General features: G+C 59.0%; 16 protein-coding genes and 1 pseudogene. 9 read left to right on the top strand and 8 right to left on the bottom strand.

Annotated elements, in window-relative coordinates:
• Positions 1-45 precede the first annotated feature (45 nt).
• Together HHL24_RS35905 and HHL24_RS35910 are read right to left on the bottom strand one after the other, a co-directional pair.
• A complete protein-coding gene (locus tag HHL24_RS35905; protein ID WP_169490018.1) occupies positions 46-1,242 on the bottom strand; it encodes an FUSC family protein in 1,197 nt (398 codons plus the stop codon).
• Positions 1,243-1,432: 190 nt separating this feature from the next.
• Entirely contained in the window at positions 1,433-2,014 is a 582-nt protein-coding gene (locus HHL24_RS35910; protein WP_169490019.1) for a hydrolase, read from the bottom strand.
• Between the two features lie 72 nt (positions 2,015-2,086).
• Between HHL24_RS35910 and HHL24_RS35915 the strand changes: the two genes are divergently transcribed.
• Positions 2,087-2,749, top strand: a complete 663-nt coding sequence (locus HHL24_RS35915; protein WP_268966769.1) for a TetR/AcrR family transcriptional regulator — start codon at positions 2,087-2,089, stop codon at positions 2,747-2,749.
• On the opposite strand, the pseudogene HHL24_RS45210 reads toward HHL24_RS35915, so the two are convergent.
• Both HHL24_RS45210 and HHL24_RS35925 read right to left on the bottom strand, forming a co-directional pair.
• Positions 2,736-3,005: pseudogene (locus HHL24_RS45210) on the bottom strand (helix-turn-helix domain-containing protein); the annotation flags it as partial. The gene HHL24_RS35915 and the pseudogene HHL24_RS45210 overlap by 14 nt on opposite strands.
• Positions 3,006-3,631: 626 nt before the next feature.
• On the bottom strand, positions 3,632-6,289 hold the full coding sequence (locus HHL24_RS35925) for an AAA family ATPase (protein ID WP_169490021.1): 2,658 nt from the start codon (positions 6,287-6,289) through the stop codon (positions 3,632-3,634).
• 160 nt (positions 6,290-6,449) lie between these two features.
• Between HHL24_RS35925 and HHL24_RS35930 the strand changes: the two genes are divergently transcribed.
• Positions 6,450-6,746, top strand: coding sequence for a hypothetical protein (locus HHL24_RS35930; protein ID WP_169490022.1), 297 nt, complete (start codon positions 6,450-6,452; stop codon positions 6,744-6,746).
• Positions 6,747-6,785: 39 nt separating this feature from the next.
• Positions 6,786-7,907, top strand: a complete 1,122-nt coding sequence (locus HHL24_RS35935) for a hypothetical protein (RefSeq protein ID WP_169490023.1) — start codon at positions 6,786-6,788, stop codon at positions 7,905-7,907.
• Between the two features lie 59 nt (positions 7,908-7,966).
• Here the strand turns inward: HHL24_RS35935 and HHL24_RS35940 are convergent, their stop codons facing one another.
• Both HHL24_RS35940 and HHL24_RS35945 read right to left on the bottom strand, forming a co-directional pair.
• Positions 7,967-8,272, bottom strand: coding sequence for a hypothetical protein (locus HHL24_RS35940; protein ID WP_169490024.1), 306 nt, complete (start codon positions 8,270-8,272; stop codon positions 7,967-7,969).
• Positions 8,273-8,402: 130 nt separating this feature from the next.
• Positions 8,403-9,308, bottom strand: a complete 906-nt coding sequence (locus tag HHL24_RS35945; RefSeq protein ID WP_169490025.1) for a LysR family transcriptional regulator — start codon at positions 9,306-9,308, stop codon at positions 8,403-8,405.
• A gap of 117 nt (positions 9,309-9,425) precedes the next feature.
• Here HHL24_RS35945 and HHL24_RS35950 point away from each other — a divergent pair, with 117 nt between their 5' ends.
• The 3 genes from HHL24_RS35950 (at position 9,426) to HHL24_RS35960 (ending at position 11,509) form a co-directional block, all read left to right on the top strand.
• Positions 9,426-9,821, top strand: coding sequence for a DoxX family protein (locus HHL24_RS35950; RefSeq protein ID WP_329606794.1), 396 nt, complete (start codon positions 9,426-9,428; stop codon positions 9,819-9,821).
• 45 nt (positions 9,822-9,866) lie between these two features.
• Positions 9,867-10,739: an NmrA family NAD(P)-binding protein gene (locus HHL24_RS35955; protein ID WP_169490026.1), complete on the top strand. Its 873-nt coding sequence runs from the start codon at positions 9,867-9,869 to the stop codon at positions 10,737-10,739.
• Positions 10,740-10,879: 140 nt separating this feature from the next.
• Positions 10,880-11,509 carry an NAD(P)-dependent oxidoreductase gene (locus HHL24_RS35960; protein WP_169490027.1) on the top strand — a complete coding sequence of 210 codons (630 nt, stop codon included), beginning with the start codon at positions 10,880-10,882 and terminating at the stop codon, positions 11,507-11,509.
• 350 nt (positions 11,510-11,859) lie between these two features.
• Here HHL24_RS35960 and HHL24_RS35965 read toward each other — a convergent pair whose 3' ends face one another.
• Positions 11,860-12,789 carry a winged helix-turn-helix domain-containing protein gene (locus HHL24_RS35965; protein ID WP_329606795.1) on the bottom strand — a complete coding sequence of 310 codons (930 nt, stop codon included), beginning with the start codon at positions 12,787-12,789 and terminating at the stop codon, positions 11,860-11,862.
• A gap of 891 nt (positions 12,790-13,680) precedes the next feature.
• Here HHL24_RS35965 and HHL24_RS44300 point away from each other — a divergent pair.
• From HHL24_RS44300 to HHL24_RS35980, 3 genes are all read left to right on the top strand, one after another.
• Positions 13,681-13,851 (top strand): hypothetical protein, encoded by a 171-nt coding sequence (locus tag HHL24_RS44300; RefSeq protein ID WP_230417710.1) that lies wholly within the window; start codon positions 13,681-13,683, stop codon positions 13,849-13,851.
• A gap of 181 nt (positions 13,852-14,032) precedes the next feature.
• Positions 14,033-14,290 carry a hypothetical protein gene (locus tag HHL24_RS35975; RefSeq protein WP_169490029.1) on the top strand — a complete coding sequence of 86 codons (258 nt, stop codon included), beginning with the start codon at positions 14,033-14,035 and terminating at the stop codon, positions 14,288-14,290.
• 82 nt (positions 14,291-14,372) lie between these two features.
• Positions 14,373-14,630 carry a hypothetical protein gene (locus HHL24_RS35980; RefSeq protein WP_169490030.1) on the top strand — a complete coding sequence of 86 codons (258 nt, stop codon included), beginning with the start codon at positions 14,373-14,375 and terminating at the stop codon, positions 14,628-14,630.
• 288 nt (positions 14,631-14,918) lie between these two features.
• Here HHL24_RS35980 and HHL24_RS35985 read toward each other — a convergent pair.
• On the bottom strand, positions 14,919-15,132 hold a 214-nt coding region (locus HHL24_RS35985; protein WP_169486729.1), incomplete at its 5' end, for an ATP-binding protein.

The raw sequence follows: 15,132 nt of genomic DNA on the forward strand, positions 1-15,132 counted from the left end.
CCACTTCGGCCCCTCGGCAAGGATGCTCCAATGTCTCAGGACGGTTCAACAACGGCCGTTCGCTTCCGCGCGCGACGCAACATCGGACCCGTCAACAGGGGCGACCGGAATCTTGCCGATCATCAAAATGATGACCGGTTTGCGCGAGCATTCGATGCGCCTCGCGATAACGTGCAGAGCCAGCGTCATTAAGAGACCGGTCGCACTGCCGGCCACTACGTTGATCAGACGCTCGCTAGCGAAAGTCCACGACTGCCCGGCAACCACGAATGCCATCGCGGCGCAGGCGCAACGCGTGCCGAATGCCATAACGTAGGGTCGAATACAGACGAGTGTCAGCAACGCAGCGAGGATAACCAGGTCTCGCACGAAATAGTCGTGGGGGACCAACAACCCGACGAAGATACCGGCCGGCACGCCTACGATGGCCCCCGCGATACGATTCCGGAACTTGACTCGGGCGCTCGCCGCACTGCCCGTCACCACGCTCGCCGCTGACCAGATCATCCATTGTCCGCGCTCCATATGCCTCCACTCCACGAGCGCTGCTGCGAGGCCTACGGCGAGTGCTATTGCGATCATCGCTTCGACGTACGGAGCACGATCGCCACGCTCAGAACGCTTCGACAATTTCGCATAGTGCGCTAAATATGAAACCTCTGGACGGCGTTCGCGGTAATGATTGATCGAGGAAATCAGCAGAACGGGCAAGAAAGCAGTCAATACGAAGGGAAGAAGCTCGAACCCGCGATGAATGAGTGCCGATTGCCTCACTCCTTCAGCGCTCTCGCAGGCGAGGTAAAGCACCGGAATGAACGTATAGCTACCGAGTGAGCGCAACTCGCTTCCCCATGCGGTCACCAAAATCGACCCCATTGCGATTAGGGCAGTGGCTACGACAAACAGTGGTGGATACGCAAGCGAGGCCATCAATACCAGGAAGCCCGCTGCGATGGTTATCCCGTGGGAAATAACCCCGAGCGGAGCGAGATGCGAGCGATCCACTGCGATAGCGGTCGACACCGTCACCAGCGAAACAAGCAACCACTTTGTCTGACCGGAAACCAGCGCGAGGACGATTAACGGGAAAAGGGCCGTCAACGTGCGAACAAGCGCCTTGCTATCGATAGCAGCCCCGATGCGCGACACGGCCGACCCGACAACCTCGTAACGACTTTTTTGCGTCGGCGAAGCGTCGGTTATACGGTTAACTGATTGTTCGTCGGACCTTGATTTGGACATCCCGGAACTCCTGCACTGAATCTTCGTACTCTGCTGCTGCCCTCTCGCGTGTGCGGACAGGTCGATGTACAAATCCGCGAGTTGACTCGATCCGATCGGTCGTTCCAGGTGAAAGGCGCACCGACCGACGCACTTTCCGGCCTGTCAGCGGCTGCGCATTCGGGCCCTCATGCCCCTGCGTGGACCAGTGTCAGTCCGCGAGTGCCTGGATCACGTCCTCGGACTGACGCACCAGGCCGAGTCTCGGAAAAATGTAATTAACCGACGCGTGATGATGCTCAGCCGTGGCGCAACTCATCGCATCCTCGGCGAGCACGAGTGTGTAGCCAAGTTCATAGGCAGCTCGTGCCGTCGACTCCACACCGATATTCGTCGAAATTCCGCCCAGCACAATGGTCTTGATGCCACGGCGGCGCAATTGCAGATCGAGTTCCGTGCCGTGAAATGCGTTCCACTGCCGCTTCGTGATCTTGAGATCGTGCTCGGCGGCTTCGAGCGCTTCGGGGAAATCCCACCACGTCGACGGAAGTCCGTCGGCAGGAAGCGCCGCGGGCTGGTCGACGGCTTGCTTCAGCCCGTCGCCGAAATCGTCGCTCCAGCCTACGCGCACCAGCACGACTGGCGCACTGAGTTCCCGAAAGCGCTTCGCGAGCTTTGCTGAGGTCGTCAGCACGGACTCGGCGCTGCGCGGGGCCTTCCCAAAACCAAGGATGCCCTGTTGGAGGTCGATCAAAACGAGTGCCGTAGTTTTGGAGTCAAGTTTCTGCAACATCTTTTGCCTTCCGTTGAAGTTAGTGAGCCAAAGGTGTATTGTGAGGCTCGTCTCACATTTCATTTTATGAGCATGTCCTCACAAAAGTCAATCGCAACATTGCGTGCCGAACGCGGGCAAGCGAAAGCCCCACAGCGTGCACGCGGTCACGCACGGGTCGCAGCGCTGCTGGAGGCAGCGGGTACCGAATTCGCAGACAAGGGATACGACGCAGCAACCATGACGGCGATTGCCTCCCGCGCGGGCGCATCGATTGGCTCGCTGTATCAATTTTTTCCCACCAAGGACCGGATCGCGGGTGCGTTGCTCGAAAGCTATCTGAACGCACTCGCAGAGACGTTCCACGAGCTGCGCGAGGCTGCGCCGTCTTTGGACGTATCGCTGCTTGCGAGCCGGTTGACGAGAACGTTCGTGAAGTTCCGCGCGACCCATCCGGCGTTTGCGGTCCTGGTCGAGACCTACAGTTACGCTCTGCCGCGCACCATGAGCATCCGCGAAAGTCTGCGTAGAGAGATCGAATCCGTGCTGGCTGAAGTGGCGCCGCATCTGGCACCGGCAGAGATCGCCGTCCGTGCCGCCGTGATCCAGCAGATCATGAAGGCGGCCGTCGCGGTTAATGGCGATGCCTCCATAGCCAGTCGTAAAGCTGTCATGGACGAACTGGAGGGCCTTATGCGTCATTACCTGCAGGACGCGATCCAACGTGCGAACCTGGATACCCTCACGTCTTCATAAGTCTCCATAGCGTGGTACGTCCAATCCCGGGCGCACGGCTCGCCGCGGCGCGGTTACCGCCGTGTTGTTCTAGAGCGTTGTACGTCGTCACGGATTACGGCCACGGGGGCGGACTAACGACATTGCCATTGGATACCGCCGCGACAGACGGTGCATGCATGCGTCCGAACTCCGAAAAAACGTCCGGCAGATCCTGCCACGCGCCGTTCGCGGCATCGCCCAGATAAATCGCCGCGCGCGCTATCAGGTTCTCAAGCGCAACTGGCCGATGTGGCCCGAAGCGGCGATAGCAGTGTGACGTTTGCACACTGCCTGAAACGGTTCGCGCTTGTGTGCCATGTAGTCAATTTTCAGGCTCCACACCATGAGCCATACCATTGATGTTTTTCCGCGGAAGAGAACGCCGCTCTGGCATTAGCCGGTTGGCAATACCCGGGTCCACCGGCAGATCTGCCCCTCACATCCGGACGTTCGTGAACGCAATTCGAAGGGCTTTTTATGGCCGAACCCCGAAGTTCGTGAGAGGCGGATGGTCGAGACGGGCTCGGTGATCGGCGAGCTTCCGTAGTCGACCCACAACCGTCACGCGACCCCGCGACGCTTTAACGACAGATATTTGGGGCAGCCAACGGTACTCGCGCGGGTACGTCTGCCGGCGGGTGCTCGGCCATTGCATCCACGCCCGTCGGGTCGAACGTCTGCAGATGGACACTCGGCAAGCAGACCCGAACGCGAAGGGCGCGAAGTAATCAACAAAGCGCGCCATGAAGGGCCGGCTCATGCGCGATTCGCTGCAAGCATTCTAACGCCTGACAGATCGCAGCCAATTATTCAGCGACATGGACCCGCGGCAGCGCAGCCGGAGCGCGCTGATCCGCTTTTCTAGGCCTGCTTGAAAGCCGCCGAACGTTCGAGAAGCTCCCGACGGCGGCGATCGGTGTCGTCGTTCAGTTTCTTCCGGGCCGCGAAGAATACTCTCGCCGCCTCGATGTCTGCTCGAAGCTCATCCGGTGTCGGCGGGGTCGCGTCGGCATCCGCCGCGGTGTCATGCGCGGCGAAGTGGGAGCAGCGCGCCATCGCCTCGTGGAGCGCGACATATTCCTCGTCGCTCAGCGTCACGGCCCGGAGCCGTTGTGTCGACACGCCGGGCCGAAAGCGCACCACCGTCTCGCACAGAATTGTCTCCTCCACCCCACGCTCCCAGGTCTCGCGCAACCGTCCATATCCAGTCCGGACAAGATTCTCGCTTCGATCGACTTCTCCGCCATCGAGAAGGCCGTCGGCCTCCATTGCCATCTTCTTGATGCGTTCCAAGCGTTCGCTAACCTTGATCCCGGCAAACGGGAGCTCAGGAAAAACGAGTCCCGCGCGCTGCCTGACACGCCGCACGCTCATGGCGTTCGCTTCAACTTTTTGGACGCTGGCCTCATCGGCCAAATGAAGCGCGAAAGGCAAGTCGTGAGTAAACACAATCACCTGCCGGCTCGACGCTTCTTGAACAAGCCGACGCGCGACCTTTTCACGATGCGCGTGATCGAGCGACGACATGGGATCGTCGAAGATGATTGCTCCATGCCCGTCCACCAGTGAGACTTCCGCCATGAACGCGGCAAGCGCAAGCGCGCGCTGCTCGCCCTCGCTGAGGACTTCGCCCACGCGCTCGCCGCCAGAAGTGTCAAGCTTCACCTGCTGCTTGGCCTTTCCTCGTTCCATTCGCGTAGTGCTGCGGATCGGCACGTGGCCCACGCCCAGCGCGGCGCACTCGCGCGCGAAAGCCGCTTCTGCGTCGGCGGACAACGCCTCGGCGTGAAGCGCGCTCATCTTTCTCGAAACGGGAGTCGAATCCGCCGCTCGATGAGCAGCTTGGAGCTTTTTCTTTAACGCAAGGTCATCCGCGATCTGGATGATCTGTGCGAGCCTTCCAGAGAGGGCTTGCCGCGACTTCAAGTCGGCGAGCGCTTGCTCGCTCTTTTTGCGCCCGTCCGCTGCCGCGAGCTTGTCAAAACGCGCGGCCTCTTCCTCGATGGCGCGAGACAAATCACGGAGCGCAGTGGAATGCGAAACGATCGCCGGCGCCGCAGCGTCGAAACGCTTAGCCGCCCAAGCTTCGGCGAGCGCGGCCTGTCTGTTCGACAAACTGTCGCCCGCTTGTTGCAGGCCTTCGCGCGCGCCTGGCTTAGCCTGCTCAATCTCGTTCATAAGTGCATGGTCTGCCAGCAGGGCGGCCGCATCAACCGAGGCGATGGAGGAAAACGCGGCGCTGGCTTTGAGCTTAGCGGCCTCCGCGAGCTTTTGTGCCTCTTGCTCGACAAACGTCTCGAAGCGTCGCATGCGCTCCGCCGCGGCGGCCGCGAGATCCTGCTGGCACAGCACGCAACGGCTGCCATCAACGTGCGGGAAATGATGTTCCGGGTAGGCCAACGTCGTTGAATAATGCCGCGCGGCGCTCAGCAGCGCGCGCCAAGGATCTGAGCCGGTTCCCGGCAACAGGCCGCCCTCCGCTGCAAAAGCCTCCGCCGCAAGCCGGGCTGCCGTTTCAGCGGCGACAACGGCCGCCCCATGCCCAATCGCGGCTACCGCCTTTTCATCGGAAAGCGCCGCTTCGCACCGCTCCCATCGGGTCGCCAGACCTTCAATACGCGCCCTTTTGCCACGAAGATCGGCCGCACGCGCGGCGGGATTCGCCTCCGCAAGCTCCTTCGCTAATCTTTGCAACTCCGAGACATCCGCTTCGGACAGCGTGGCCAGCGCCGCGAGTTCCTTTCGATACGCCGGAAGGTGGGAGCGTTTCTCGAATGCCGCCAGCGAGCGGCCTGCCGCATGCTCGCCCAGAAGGTCAGCGAAGGAAGCGGCGGACGCGTGAACGCTGCTGATTTCCAGTTCGAGCCGGGCGCGAAGCGTGCCGCACAAGGTCGCCAGCTTCGCGAGCACGTCAAGGCCGCGCGGCGTGTATGCAACCTCGCCCTCCGCGTCGGTGAAGGCGCGCGCGCATTGGCTGTCGAACACGGCGACCGTCGCCAGCTCCGCAGGGGCCGGCGAGCCTTGTCGCCAAGCCAGCATTTCAGGGCCGGCGGCGCCCTCCCGTTGAATAAGGATTTCAGCGGTCGGATTCGCTCCCGCCGCATCCGCGAAAACGTCGCCCAAGATGAGCCCGCCCGTCGCCCTCGCTCGGCACGCCTTGCGCAACACGCGCGAGTATCCCGATTTGCCCGCCCCGTTGTTTCCGTAGACGACCGTCACGCCGATCGGCGAAAAGAGAATCGACTGGTCTGCGGCGATGGCGTTGACCCCACGCAGGCTGCGCAGCGCCACCAGGGTGATCGGTTTCGATGCGGCGTCGCTGGCCGGCAGCAGATCGCGAGTCAGGGGTTGTGCGACACGGCCGGCCGGATCATCGATGCCGGCGTGCGCTTTCGCCAAGGCGACGATCTCGCCGATCTCGGCGTCGTCAATCCGGCCGTTTATGACCAAACGGCGGGCGGCGTCAGAAAGCCACGGTTGTTGTGTCTCGATCCAGTCGGCGATGCGCGCGAAAATCATGAGCCGTGTCTCTCGTGTAATTTAGTGCGCGGAGTATAGCTTTCGCAGCGGGCGCCATCGGCGAGACGAAAGCTTTCTTATGAATTTTTCACGACATAGCCGATAGCTCGAAGCGCCGCTCCCCCTCCGACTGATCCATTTTGCATGGCGGGTTCCCTTCATGGACATTGTGGTCGAAGACACGGGCTACAGCCTGCCGCTGGAGATCCTCGCTGCTTACGGGGGCGGCGTGGACGTTCTGGGCAAAGTCCAATCGTCGGTATCGCGCCGCTCGCTGATTATCGGCGTCGCCCGCGCGCTGACCCCGGGGAGCAGACGGGTCAGCACGTTTCCCCAGGAACGCGGGCCTTCGGACCCGCGTTTTTTCTTTCTGGCGGGAATGGCCCGGCGTCGCTCCTGGAACGAGACTTCCGATGCGTCGTCCCGATCGAGATGTCAGACGGACGCAAATTTTTAGTGACCGCCTCACACGCTCTGTCGGTCATTCCAGAGGGTAATGGGGCTGGATCTTTGGTATAAAGAAGGCACTATCAATGGTATTCAACTGCGAACATTCGAACCCATGAATTCACTGGAACTGGTAAGTGATCTTGAAGCAAACATACAACACCAGATAAAAAAAATTGACTATCTCTACCGCCAACGACAGATCACCAATCGACAGTATTCCAGTGAATATTTGCATCCGAAAAAAGCAATCGACGAAGGGAATGCTATATTAAATCAGGCTTATTCTGATGCTCTGTTAAATTCAATGGCATCGCTCATCGACTACTATTGCATCTGCTGCACCCTGAAAATTGGGATTCCCGTTGAGAAAATCAGAAAAATACAATATCGTCCCCTTGCCACTAAATTTCTGATTGAAAATTCGTCGCTTGAGAAGTCGGAGAAAGCGACGGCGACAATCGAGACGCTGAAAAACGTATTCAATGGAAAATACCCGGAACTCGCAGCGGCTGGCGGCCATGGATACTGGATGGGCTTTCTGGGTGAAGCGATATCACGCACCCTGAATGAATACGGTGCGCTGGGGCGTAGCCAGTTTGAACCCATTTACCACGCATCTGAAGCTCGACTGCAGATCGATCCTAAAGTAGAGAAATATTATCACTACATGCGTCCCCTGTTTTGCAATATCGCCAACAGGTCGGGCGTCAGGAATAATATTTATATCGATATCAACAACTTTCTCAAGCACAATGCCGTGCCTTATCTTTCAACCCATAGGGAAAGCTTTGAGGACGAGCACCGGATCTTTTCGTATTTCGAAATCAAGCATACGCACCGTGATTTCTTGAAGGATGGGATCCTGAAAGATGTTGTCAAAACCAGCTTTAAGGAACTGAAAACTGATCTAGAGGCAAAACACGCCAGTGGAAAGTACGGCGCTTACCTTTGCGGGCTGGAGAAAGCGTGGGGGCTTGGGCCTGTCCTCGACATAGATTTTGTCAATGGCTATATCAGCCCAGATAAGAATACCCTGTATTTTTTTGTGGACACGGTCCTGCTGGCAAAAACCGAAAGCGCGACCTTGATTGATGCGCACGGTAGCTTGTTGCAGTCACTGCAGGCACTTGCGCGAGATATTGATCGCGGGCTGAAACTCGAATTCTAATCTGCGGCGGTTCATGGCCGACTCGGATGCGGTGATGCGTTTCTGCCCTCTACGACTGGTCATCCGCCCTGATCTCGCGCGAGGCGGCTGAGATTGACGGCATCGACCACCTGCAGATAGCCCATCATCGTTTCTTCGGCGGGGCGTTGCCGGTAAAGCCCGAACAACGAGACGAGTATCCCCCGGTGGACGACCGGGACCTGAAATAGCGCATAGCGTGCCTGCGCGTCGGTTTGGTGAGATCGCGGGGATCGGCTGTCGCAGACCAGTGGTGGCGAGGGGCTCGTTACCCGCATGATGCCGACGTTCGAATGGCCGCCTGAGGACCGGATCGAGCGGCCGTAGTTGGCCGACTGCCGTCTCATGCAAATTGATGGGCGCTTTGAACCTCGCTAGGCTGCGACCGGTCACGCGACCCATTGCATCCCCAGACCAGTGGCAGCTTCGGAGCAGTCAATTGCAGGGCACTCTCGATCAACGTTTATCCACCACCCCTCATTCCAGATACGGCGTCAGCACAACTTCGATCCATTTCATGAATGCGCGGACTCGGCGCGACAGATTGCTCCGATGTGCTACGACGAGGGACACGGCGAGCGCCCGGCGACGAGAGTCGGGAATAACCTCTACAAGCGCCCCACTTTCCAAGTATCGGCCAATCCCCAGGAGTGGCGCCTGAATCAGGCCGAGGCCGGCGAGCGCAGCGGCTTCGTAGATCTGCGCGTTGTAGACATGTAGCGTACCCGGCAACTGAAGCGTCGCGTAGCTGTCGCCGTTCGGATATTCCCATCCATAAGGTCTTGAGCCGAGCATCGTCGAAAAATGAATTGCCCGATGTTCCTGACGCTGGAGATCCTCTAGCGATCGAGGGACGCCATGGCGCGCCAGATAGGCGGGACTGGCAGCGTTGACCATGCGCAGCAGGCCCAGTGGGCGGGCAATCAGCGTCTCGTCCCGTATCGGTCCAAGCCGCAATACACAGTCGAATCCCTCTTGAACCAGATCGACTTGCCGATCCGTACTCGACACCTCCAGCTCCAACTCGGGGTGAGTCGCCATGAACTCCGGCAAGGCCGGCACGATCGTGGTGCGCGCCACTTCGGACGGAAGATCCACCCTTAGACGCCCGCGAAGTGCCACGTGCTCGCCTGCGAACATCGAGTGCAGGTCATCGACTTCAGCAAGCAGATCGCGGGCGCGCGCATGAAACGCACGTCCGTCCTCTGTCAACTGCACGCTCCGCGTCGTCCGGTGCAGGAGTCTGACGCCGACATCTTCTTCCAGCTTCCGGACAGCCGTTGAGACCCTCCCCTTTTGGATGCCCAAGCTGTCGGCCGCGCGGGTGAAGCTCCCCATTTCCGCGACCGTTACGAATATGAGCAGGGGTTCGAGATTCTGCATTTTCGCGCCTCGGTATTGTTCACCACAGAGAGAACAGTTAGTTCATTTTATCGGCGTTTACCATACCTGAAAAACACAATACGCTTCGAAATTGAGACCCACGTCGGAGAACAACAAGTGACTGAAACTATGACCTTGCATCGCGCCCTGTGGGCCGGCCGGGTAATGAGCGCGTTTGTCGTTATCGCTCTGGTGGCAGACGGGATTATTCAGCTTTTCGCGCCAGCACAGATCGCGAGCATGTTGCAGGAAACCGGGTTCGCGATGGACGTTACCCGTGTCGTGGGTCCGATCGTCCTTGCCTGCGCCACCCTTTACGCCATCCCGGCTACCGCCGTCCTCGGCGCGATCCTGGTGACGGGTTATTTGGGAGGTGCCATCTGCGCCCATGTCCGCATTGGTGAGTTGGGATCGTCGCCAGAAATCATTTCGCTGGTTCTGGGCGCGTTGACATGGGGCGGCCTCTACGCGCGCAACTCCCGTATCCAAGCGATTCTGCCGCTCATTCGTTAAGCCAACCGGGGCAGTCCTCTGTCCCTCAATATCCGGAGAAAGCATATGTTCTTAGTAACGGGAATCACGGGAAAAGTAGGCGGCGCAACGGCAGAACATCTGTTGGCGCACGGCAAGAAAGTACGCGCGCTGGTCCGCAATCGCGAGAAGGTGGCTCACTGGGCGAACCAGGGCGTGGAACTGGTAGACGGCGATTGGAATGATTCGGCAGCCATCGAGCACGCGCTCAAAGGCGTCGACGGCGCGTTCGTCATGTTGCCGGCTGTCTGGGCGCCCTCGCCCGATTTCAAAGAAGCCAGGGGCGTGATTGCAAACTATGTCGAGGCGCTCACCAGGGCATCGCCACCGCGAGTGGTTGCGCTTTCGTCGATGGGGGCGAACAGAACCAGCGGGCTGGGGATGATCACGGCGCTGTCGCTTCTGGAGCAAGGATTTCGCGACCTGACATTGCCGATCGCTTATGTGCGCGCCGGCGGATTTTTCGAAAACTTCCTCTACGGCTTGCATGTTGCCCAAGGTGGCACGCTCCCCGTCTACTACAACCCGACCGATCGGAAATCGACCATGGTCGCGACCAACGACATCGGCGCCGAAGTCGCAGCGCTTCTGACCGGGCCGGCATGGTCGGGGCATCGCGCCATCGAGCTCGGTTCGATGGTCAGTGCGGATGAAGTAGCGACACAATTGGGTGAAGTCCTGAAGGTCGACGTCAACGCTTTTGCTGTACCGCGGGCCGGGTGGCCGGCAGCGTTCGAGCAGCTCGGCGTTCCGAAGGGCCAGACGGGACCGGCCGAAGCGATGTATGACGCCGTCAACTCAGGCTGGATGGACCTCGGCGTCGAGGGTACGGAGCACGTCCCGGGCGCGACGTCTGCCCGCGATGTCTTCGCGGCGGCCCTGAAGGCCGCTACAGAATAGGTCAGCGGATCAGCGATGGGATACGACTTTGGAAATCTACTCCGGGTATTCGTACTCCATCGTGATTCTGGCAGAGCAACCAGAAGAGCCCACTTCCTTATGAAATGCGGCGTTCATACCAACAACTGTCGAGATCGACTATGAAGGTTCTTGTTTTGGGTGCAACGGGCGGAACCGGGCGGCTGATCGTCCACGACGCCTTGGAGAAGGGTCATTCCGTAGTCGCGTTAGTTCGCTTGAAGGCGCGCGCGCCCGACTTCCCAGGCGCAGACCTCATTGAAGGGGATGCCTGCGACGAAGGCGCCCTGATGCGCGCCTTGAAAGGCTGCGATGCCGTCGTCAGCTCGCTGGGCACCGGCGTTAGCCCTTTCAGCGAAGTCAGCGTTCTGACCGAAGCGACACGCGCGTTGCTCCCGGCGATGAGTCGCAGCGGCGTCCGCCGTCTGGTCTGCATCTCCGCCCTGGGGGTGGGAGATAGCCGCGGCCACGGCGGCTTCGTGTTCGACCGGCTATTCCAGCCCTTGCTGCTTCGCCATGCCTACAAAGACAAGGGGCGCCAGGAAGCCGCGATTCGCACCAGCTCACTCGATTGGATCATAGTCCGGCCCGCGATGCTCACCAACGATCCAGCTCGCGGAAGCGTCAGGGCCATCGTTGACCTCGCCGGCGTCAACGGCGGGAAGATCGCACGCACCGATGTCGCTCGGTTCGTTGTGGAGCAACTGGCGACTAACATCTGGTTGAAGCGGACTCCCGTTCTCCTATGGTGAGGATCCATCCCACACCAGCGGTGTGCCGCAGCGTCCGTCGCGATGGCCTGACAGGGCGTCTGTCCTCTTAGTCGTGAATCCCGCTCATCCTGACAGCATGCGAGTGCGGGCTCTACCGACATTGATGGGTGTGTCGGAAGACGACTCGTTTTCAGTTGTTCTCGAATGTGCGCTTTGCGGCGTCAATTTGAAGCAGTCGACGGGCAGGTATTGGCCGAACTGAGCCGCATGACGTCCGGCTCGGCTCGCCCCACTAATGCCGCCCCTCGCAAAAGGTCGACGGGCCCGAGTCGCGATAAAGCGGACAGCTAGCAGGCTTGGCGATTGTGGTCAGCGCCCGAATGAATTCATCAGCCCCGGCGCCTTGTAAGCAGGTCCGCCACCCCGGCACGGGCGGCAATTTCCCAGATATATCCGCGAGAATAATCAACGCCTACCCGCTGGTGAAGCACAGTGCGCAAACGCGCGTTGGTCCAGTGATCGGCCTCTATGCCGTGCGCCCGAGGCGACTGTCTGAGCGCTTCGGCAACCCATGCCAGAGTTTCGTCATTCATCGCGGAAGGCTTCTTCTCCGTGCGCTGCTTCGGCGATCGCATCCGGTGATCCATTCCAAGCTTTCCGACGACGGTTCTCACATGTCCACCGGAATGGTAAACGCCGAACTTTTCCGTGATCAGCTTTTGAATATCCCCGATTCTCCAGAGTTCGGTTTCGAAGCCGTGGGCCATGGGGCTGCGCTCCAATATCCCCCGCAACCACTCCAGAGCCTCGGGGCCAAGCGTGGCTTTACGCCCGGATGACTTGATCTGTTTAACAGCCTCAACTCCATCGGCAATTACCATCGATCTGTATTTTGTAATGGTGCGCGCGCTGATGTTGAGCGCTTTGGAGACGTACTCGACGGTGTCCCCGTCCAGCAACATTTTCGCAGCAACCTTTCGGCGCGCAGCATAGACGTCGCTCTGCGATTTCCGAGCGGTAGCAGACGACGCCTTTTCTGAGGTTGAATAGGTGAGCCGGTACGCGAGGCCGTAACTCCGAACGAGGTAGCCAACATGCGAAGCTGAAAACTGCACGCCGCAACGACGAGAGATCAATTCGCGCAGTTGGCTTATGGTCCAGGTCGGCCCCGGATAGCCGTGAAGCCCAGGTGAGTGCTTGATCGCGCTAACGAGCCAGCTTTGCGACGCATCATCCAGTCGCGAGGGACCGCCGTGGATGCGAAGGCGAGCAAGGGCGTCAGCTCCGCCCCTTTCAACCAGGTCCTTGTATTTGCTCACGGTCGGAAGACTCAGTCGAGCCTTCCTGGACACTTCGCTAATACCCTCACCATTCAACAGAAGCTTAGCGGCAAGAGCCCTACGCCGCGCGAGCGGAACATCGTCGACCTGTTTACTCATCGTCCTTCGCGGCAATGGTTTGGTGGTTAGGTCGCTCTGGAATTCGCAATATTTATACACGATTTCCGACATCTTTCGCGGCGAAATTCCCGTTCGCGCTTCGTGTCGCGCGTTGTAATTTTCCCTTCAGTTTTCCTTAAGCATACCCAGGCGATTTTCAGGTAGCATGCGCGCCTCGCCTCATATCAGACCTTTACAGGCACGTTCAGCGCGCTGCAAGGTCAGACTTACGTGTGCACTTTTCTCTCAGGCTCTAGCTCACTCGGACGCTAGACTTTTTCAAGCCGGCTTCGTGGCGGTTTTTTTACGCGCGTGCACTCCAGACGACGTGCATCACATCGCGATGGACTGCCGCTTCGGCTAGTCTTCGCCAGAGAAGACCCGTCAAAGTGACCCTAGTCAGAGCGTAAATCCGGCCGCAGTAAGGGGAGAAACAATTTGTCGCATATGTTGCGATTTTCCATCCCAGGAACCACTGACGCGCCTCGCTGGAGGGTCTATAACGAAACCCAAGATGGGGTAACTCGTTGCCCCGGCACCGTCCCCGAAGTCGGCGAGTTCAAGCGATTTCAACCTTGGAGGTGTAGCGATTACGATCTGATGAATCCATGTTTTCTCTTTTCGAGTCTCGATTAGTTGGGTATCGGAGGCGCCCATGGAATACAAGTGCGGCGGCTGGATCATTGATGCAACCCCGGCATTTCGCTTGGGCAGTTCTTCGCCCACGCGCGGATCATCCGGGCATCGCCTGCCGATGATATGGATACCGAAATGCACATCGAGCGCAATCTTGCCTGGTTCGAAAGCGAAGACGAGGCGATCGATGTTGCGCGCCAATGGGCGATTGAGTGGATTGACGCGCGCGACGATAACCTCGCCAGCACCGAGGCTGGTTCGTCGACTCGGCAGGACGATATACCGGCTGAGGCCCCGGCCAGATGAAAGTCTGGATACTTGATCGTGATGCCGGACGACCGGCGCTGTAGTGATTCCGCAACGCCTGCATCACCGATGACACAGGCCCCGCTCCACGGCAGACGCGGACTCTGCGGTAAATTAATTCCACATTATCATTCGCCGCTCGCAGTGCATGCACGCGTACATAAAAAGACTGAGGGACCTCATGCCACAAGGAAATACAGGTGATGCCACCATGGTTGATGCTCGCGCAGCTTACGTGCTTGAACTGGCACGAGGCTGTTCATACATCAGCAGCACTTTGAGTCCGGAAACGCGGGACAGCGCTATCGCGGAGGTTCTCGGCGAATTTCGCGAACTGTACGGCGAACAGGAAGGAGCATTCTTTCAGAAACTGCTTGCCGAGGATCTGCAGCGTCGAGGCAGACCTAACGCCGCCGCGGCAGTCCTCGCCTTCAAATGACCCCAGTAGAGCCCTACCGACTATTGCTGGCGACAGACGAGCGGAGCCTTAACTGCGGCTGCTTATTCAATGGAGATCAACGATGCGACTCCCTAACAGTAGCTTCCGCATCGACAGCGTTCCCACGTTCTCCATAGGTCGCTTCTTTGCGCAAGCGCGGATTTTTCAGGTCCACCCCGCCACGCATGAACAGGTCGAGATCTTCGCGTCCATCAACCTTCCAGATTTCGCCACCGAGGTTGAAGCCATCGCGTTGTCGAACAAATGGGCGATCGAGTGGATCCATGAGAATCTTCTTGAAATCACGCCCGACGACGTGCATCACATCGCGATGGAATGATGCTTCGCATAGTCTCCGCCTGAGAAGACCCGTCAAAGTGACCTTGAACGGCTCAGTTCGACCTGAGCCTTACTGAACTTTGCCACAAACACGCTGTTATCGCGCTCGCCCGATCGCGACCGCCGCCCGGACATCTGAATCTGGCCCAGACTTCGAAAGTTCGCTCACTTTAATTATGTTAAATATCGGAATGACAGGCGGGATGTCACGGATCGGCGTAATCAAGCCGGGGATGATCGGCATAATGAGGCCACTCAGAGTGGCCCCGAAACGCGATTTCGAAGGGGTTCAAGAATGCGGTTTTTTGCCGGATTTGGCAACCGCATTTTCGCCGTTTTCAGGCATCGGTTTGGGCTTGCGGAAGCTCTCGCCCTCGATGACGACGCGATAGGCACCGTGGCGTAGCCGGTCGAGCGTGGCGGCGCCAAGAACCCGGTTGTCGGGGAACGCATCGCCCCATTCGCTGAGGTCTAAATTTGAAGTCAAGATCGAGGCCGCGCGT

Origin of the sequence: Paraburkholderia polaris, from assembly GCF_012927345.1 — a bacterium.
Lineage (GTDB): Bacteria > Pseudomonadota > Gammaproteobacteria > Burkholderiales > Burkholderiaceae > Paraburkholderia > Paraburkholderia polaris.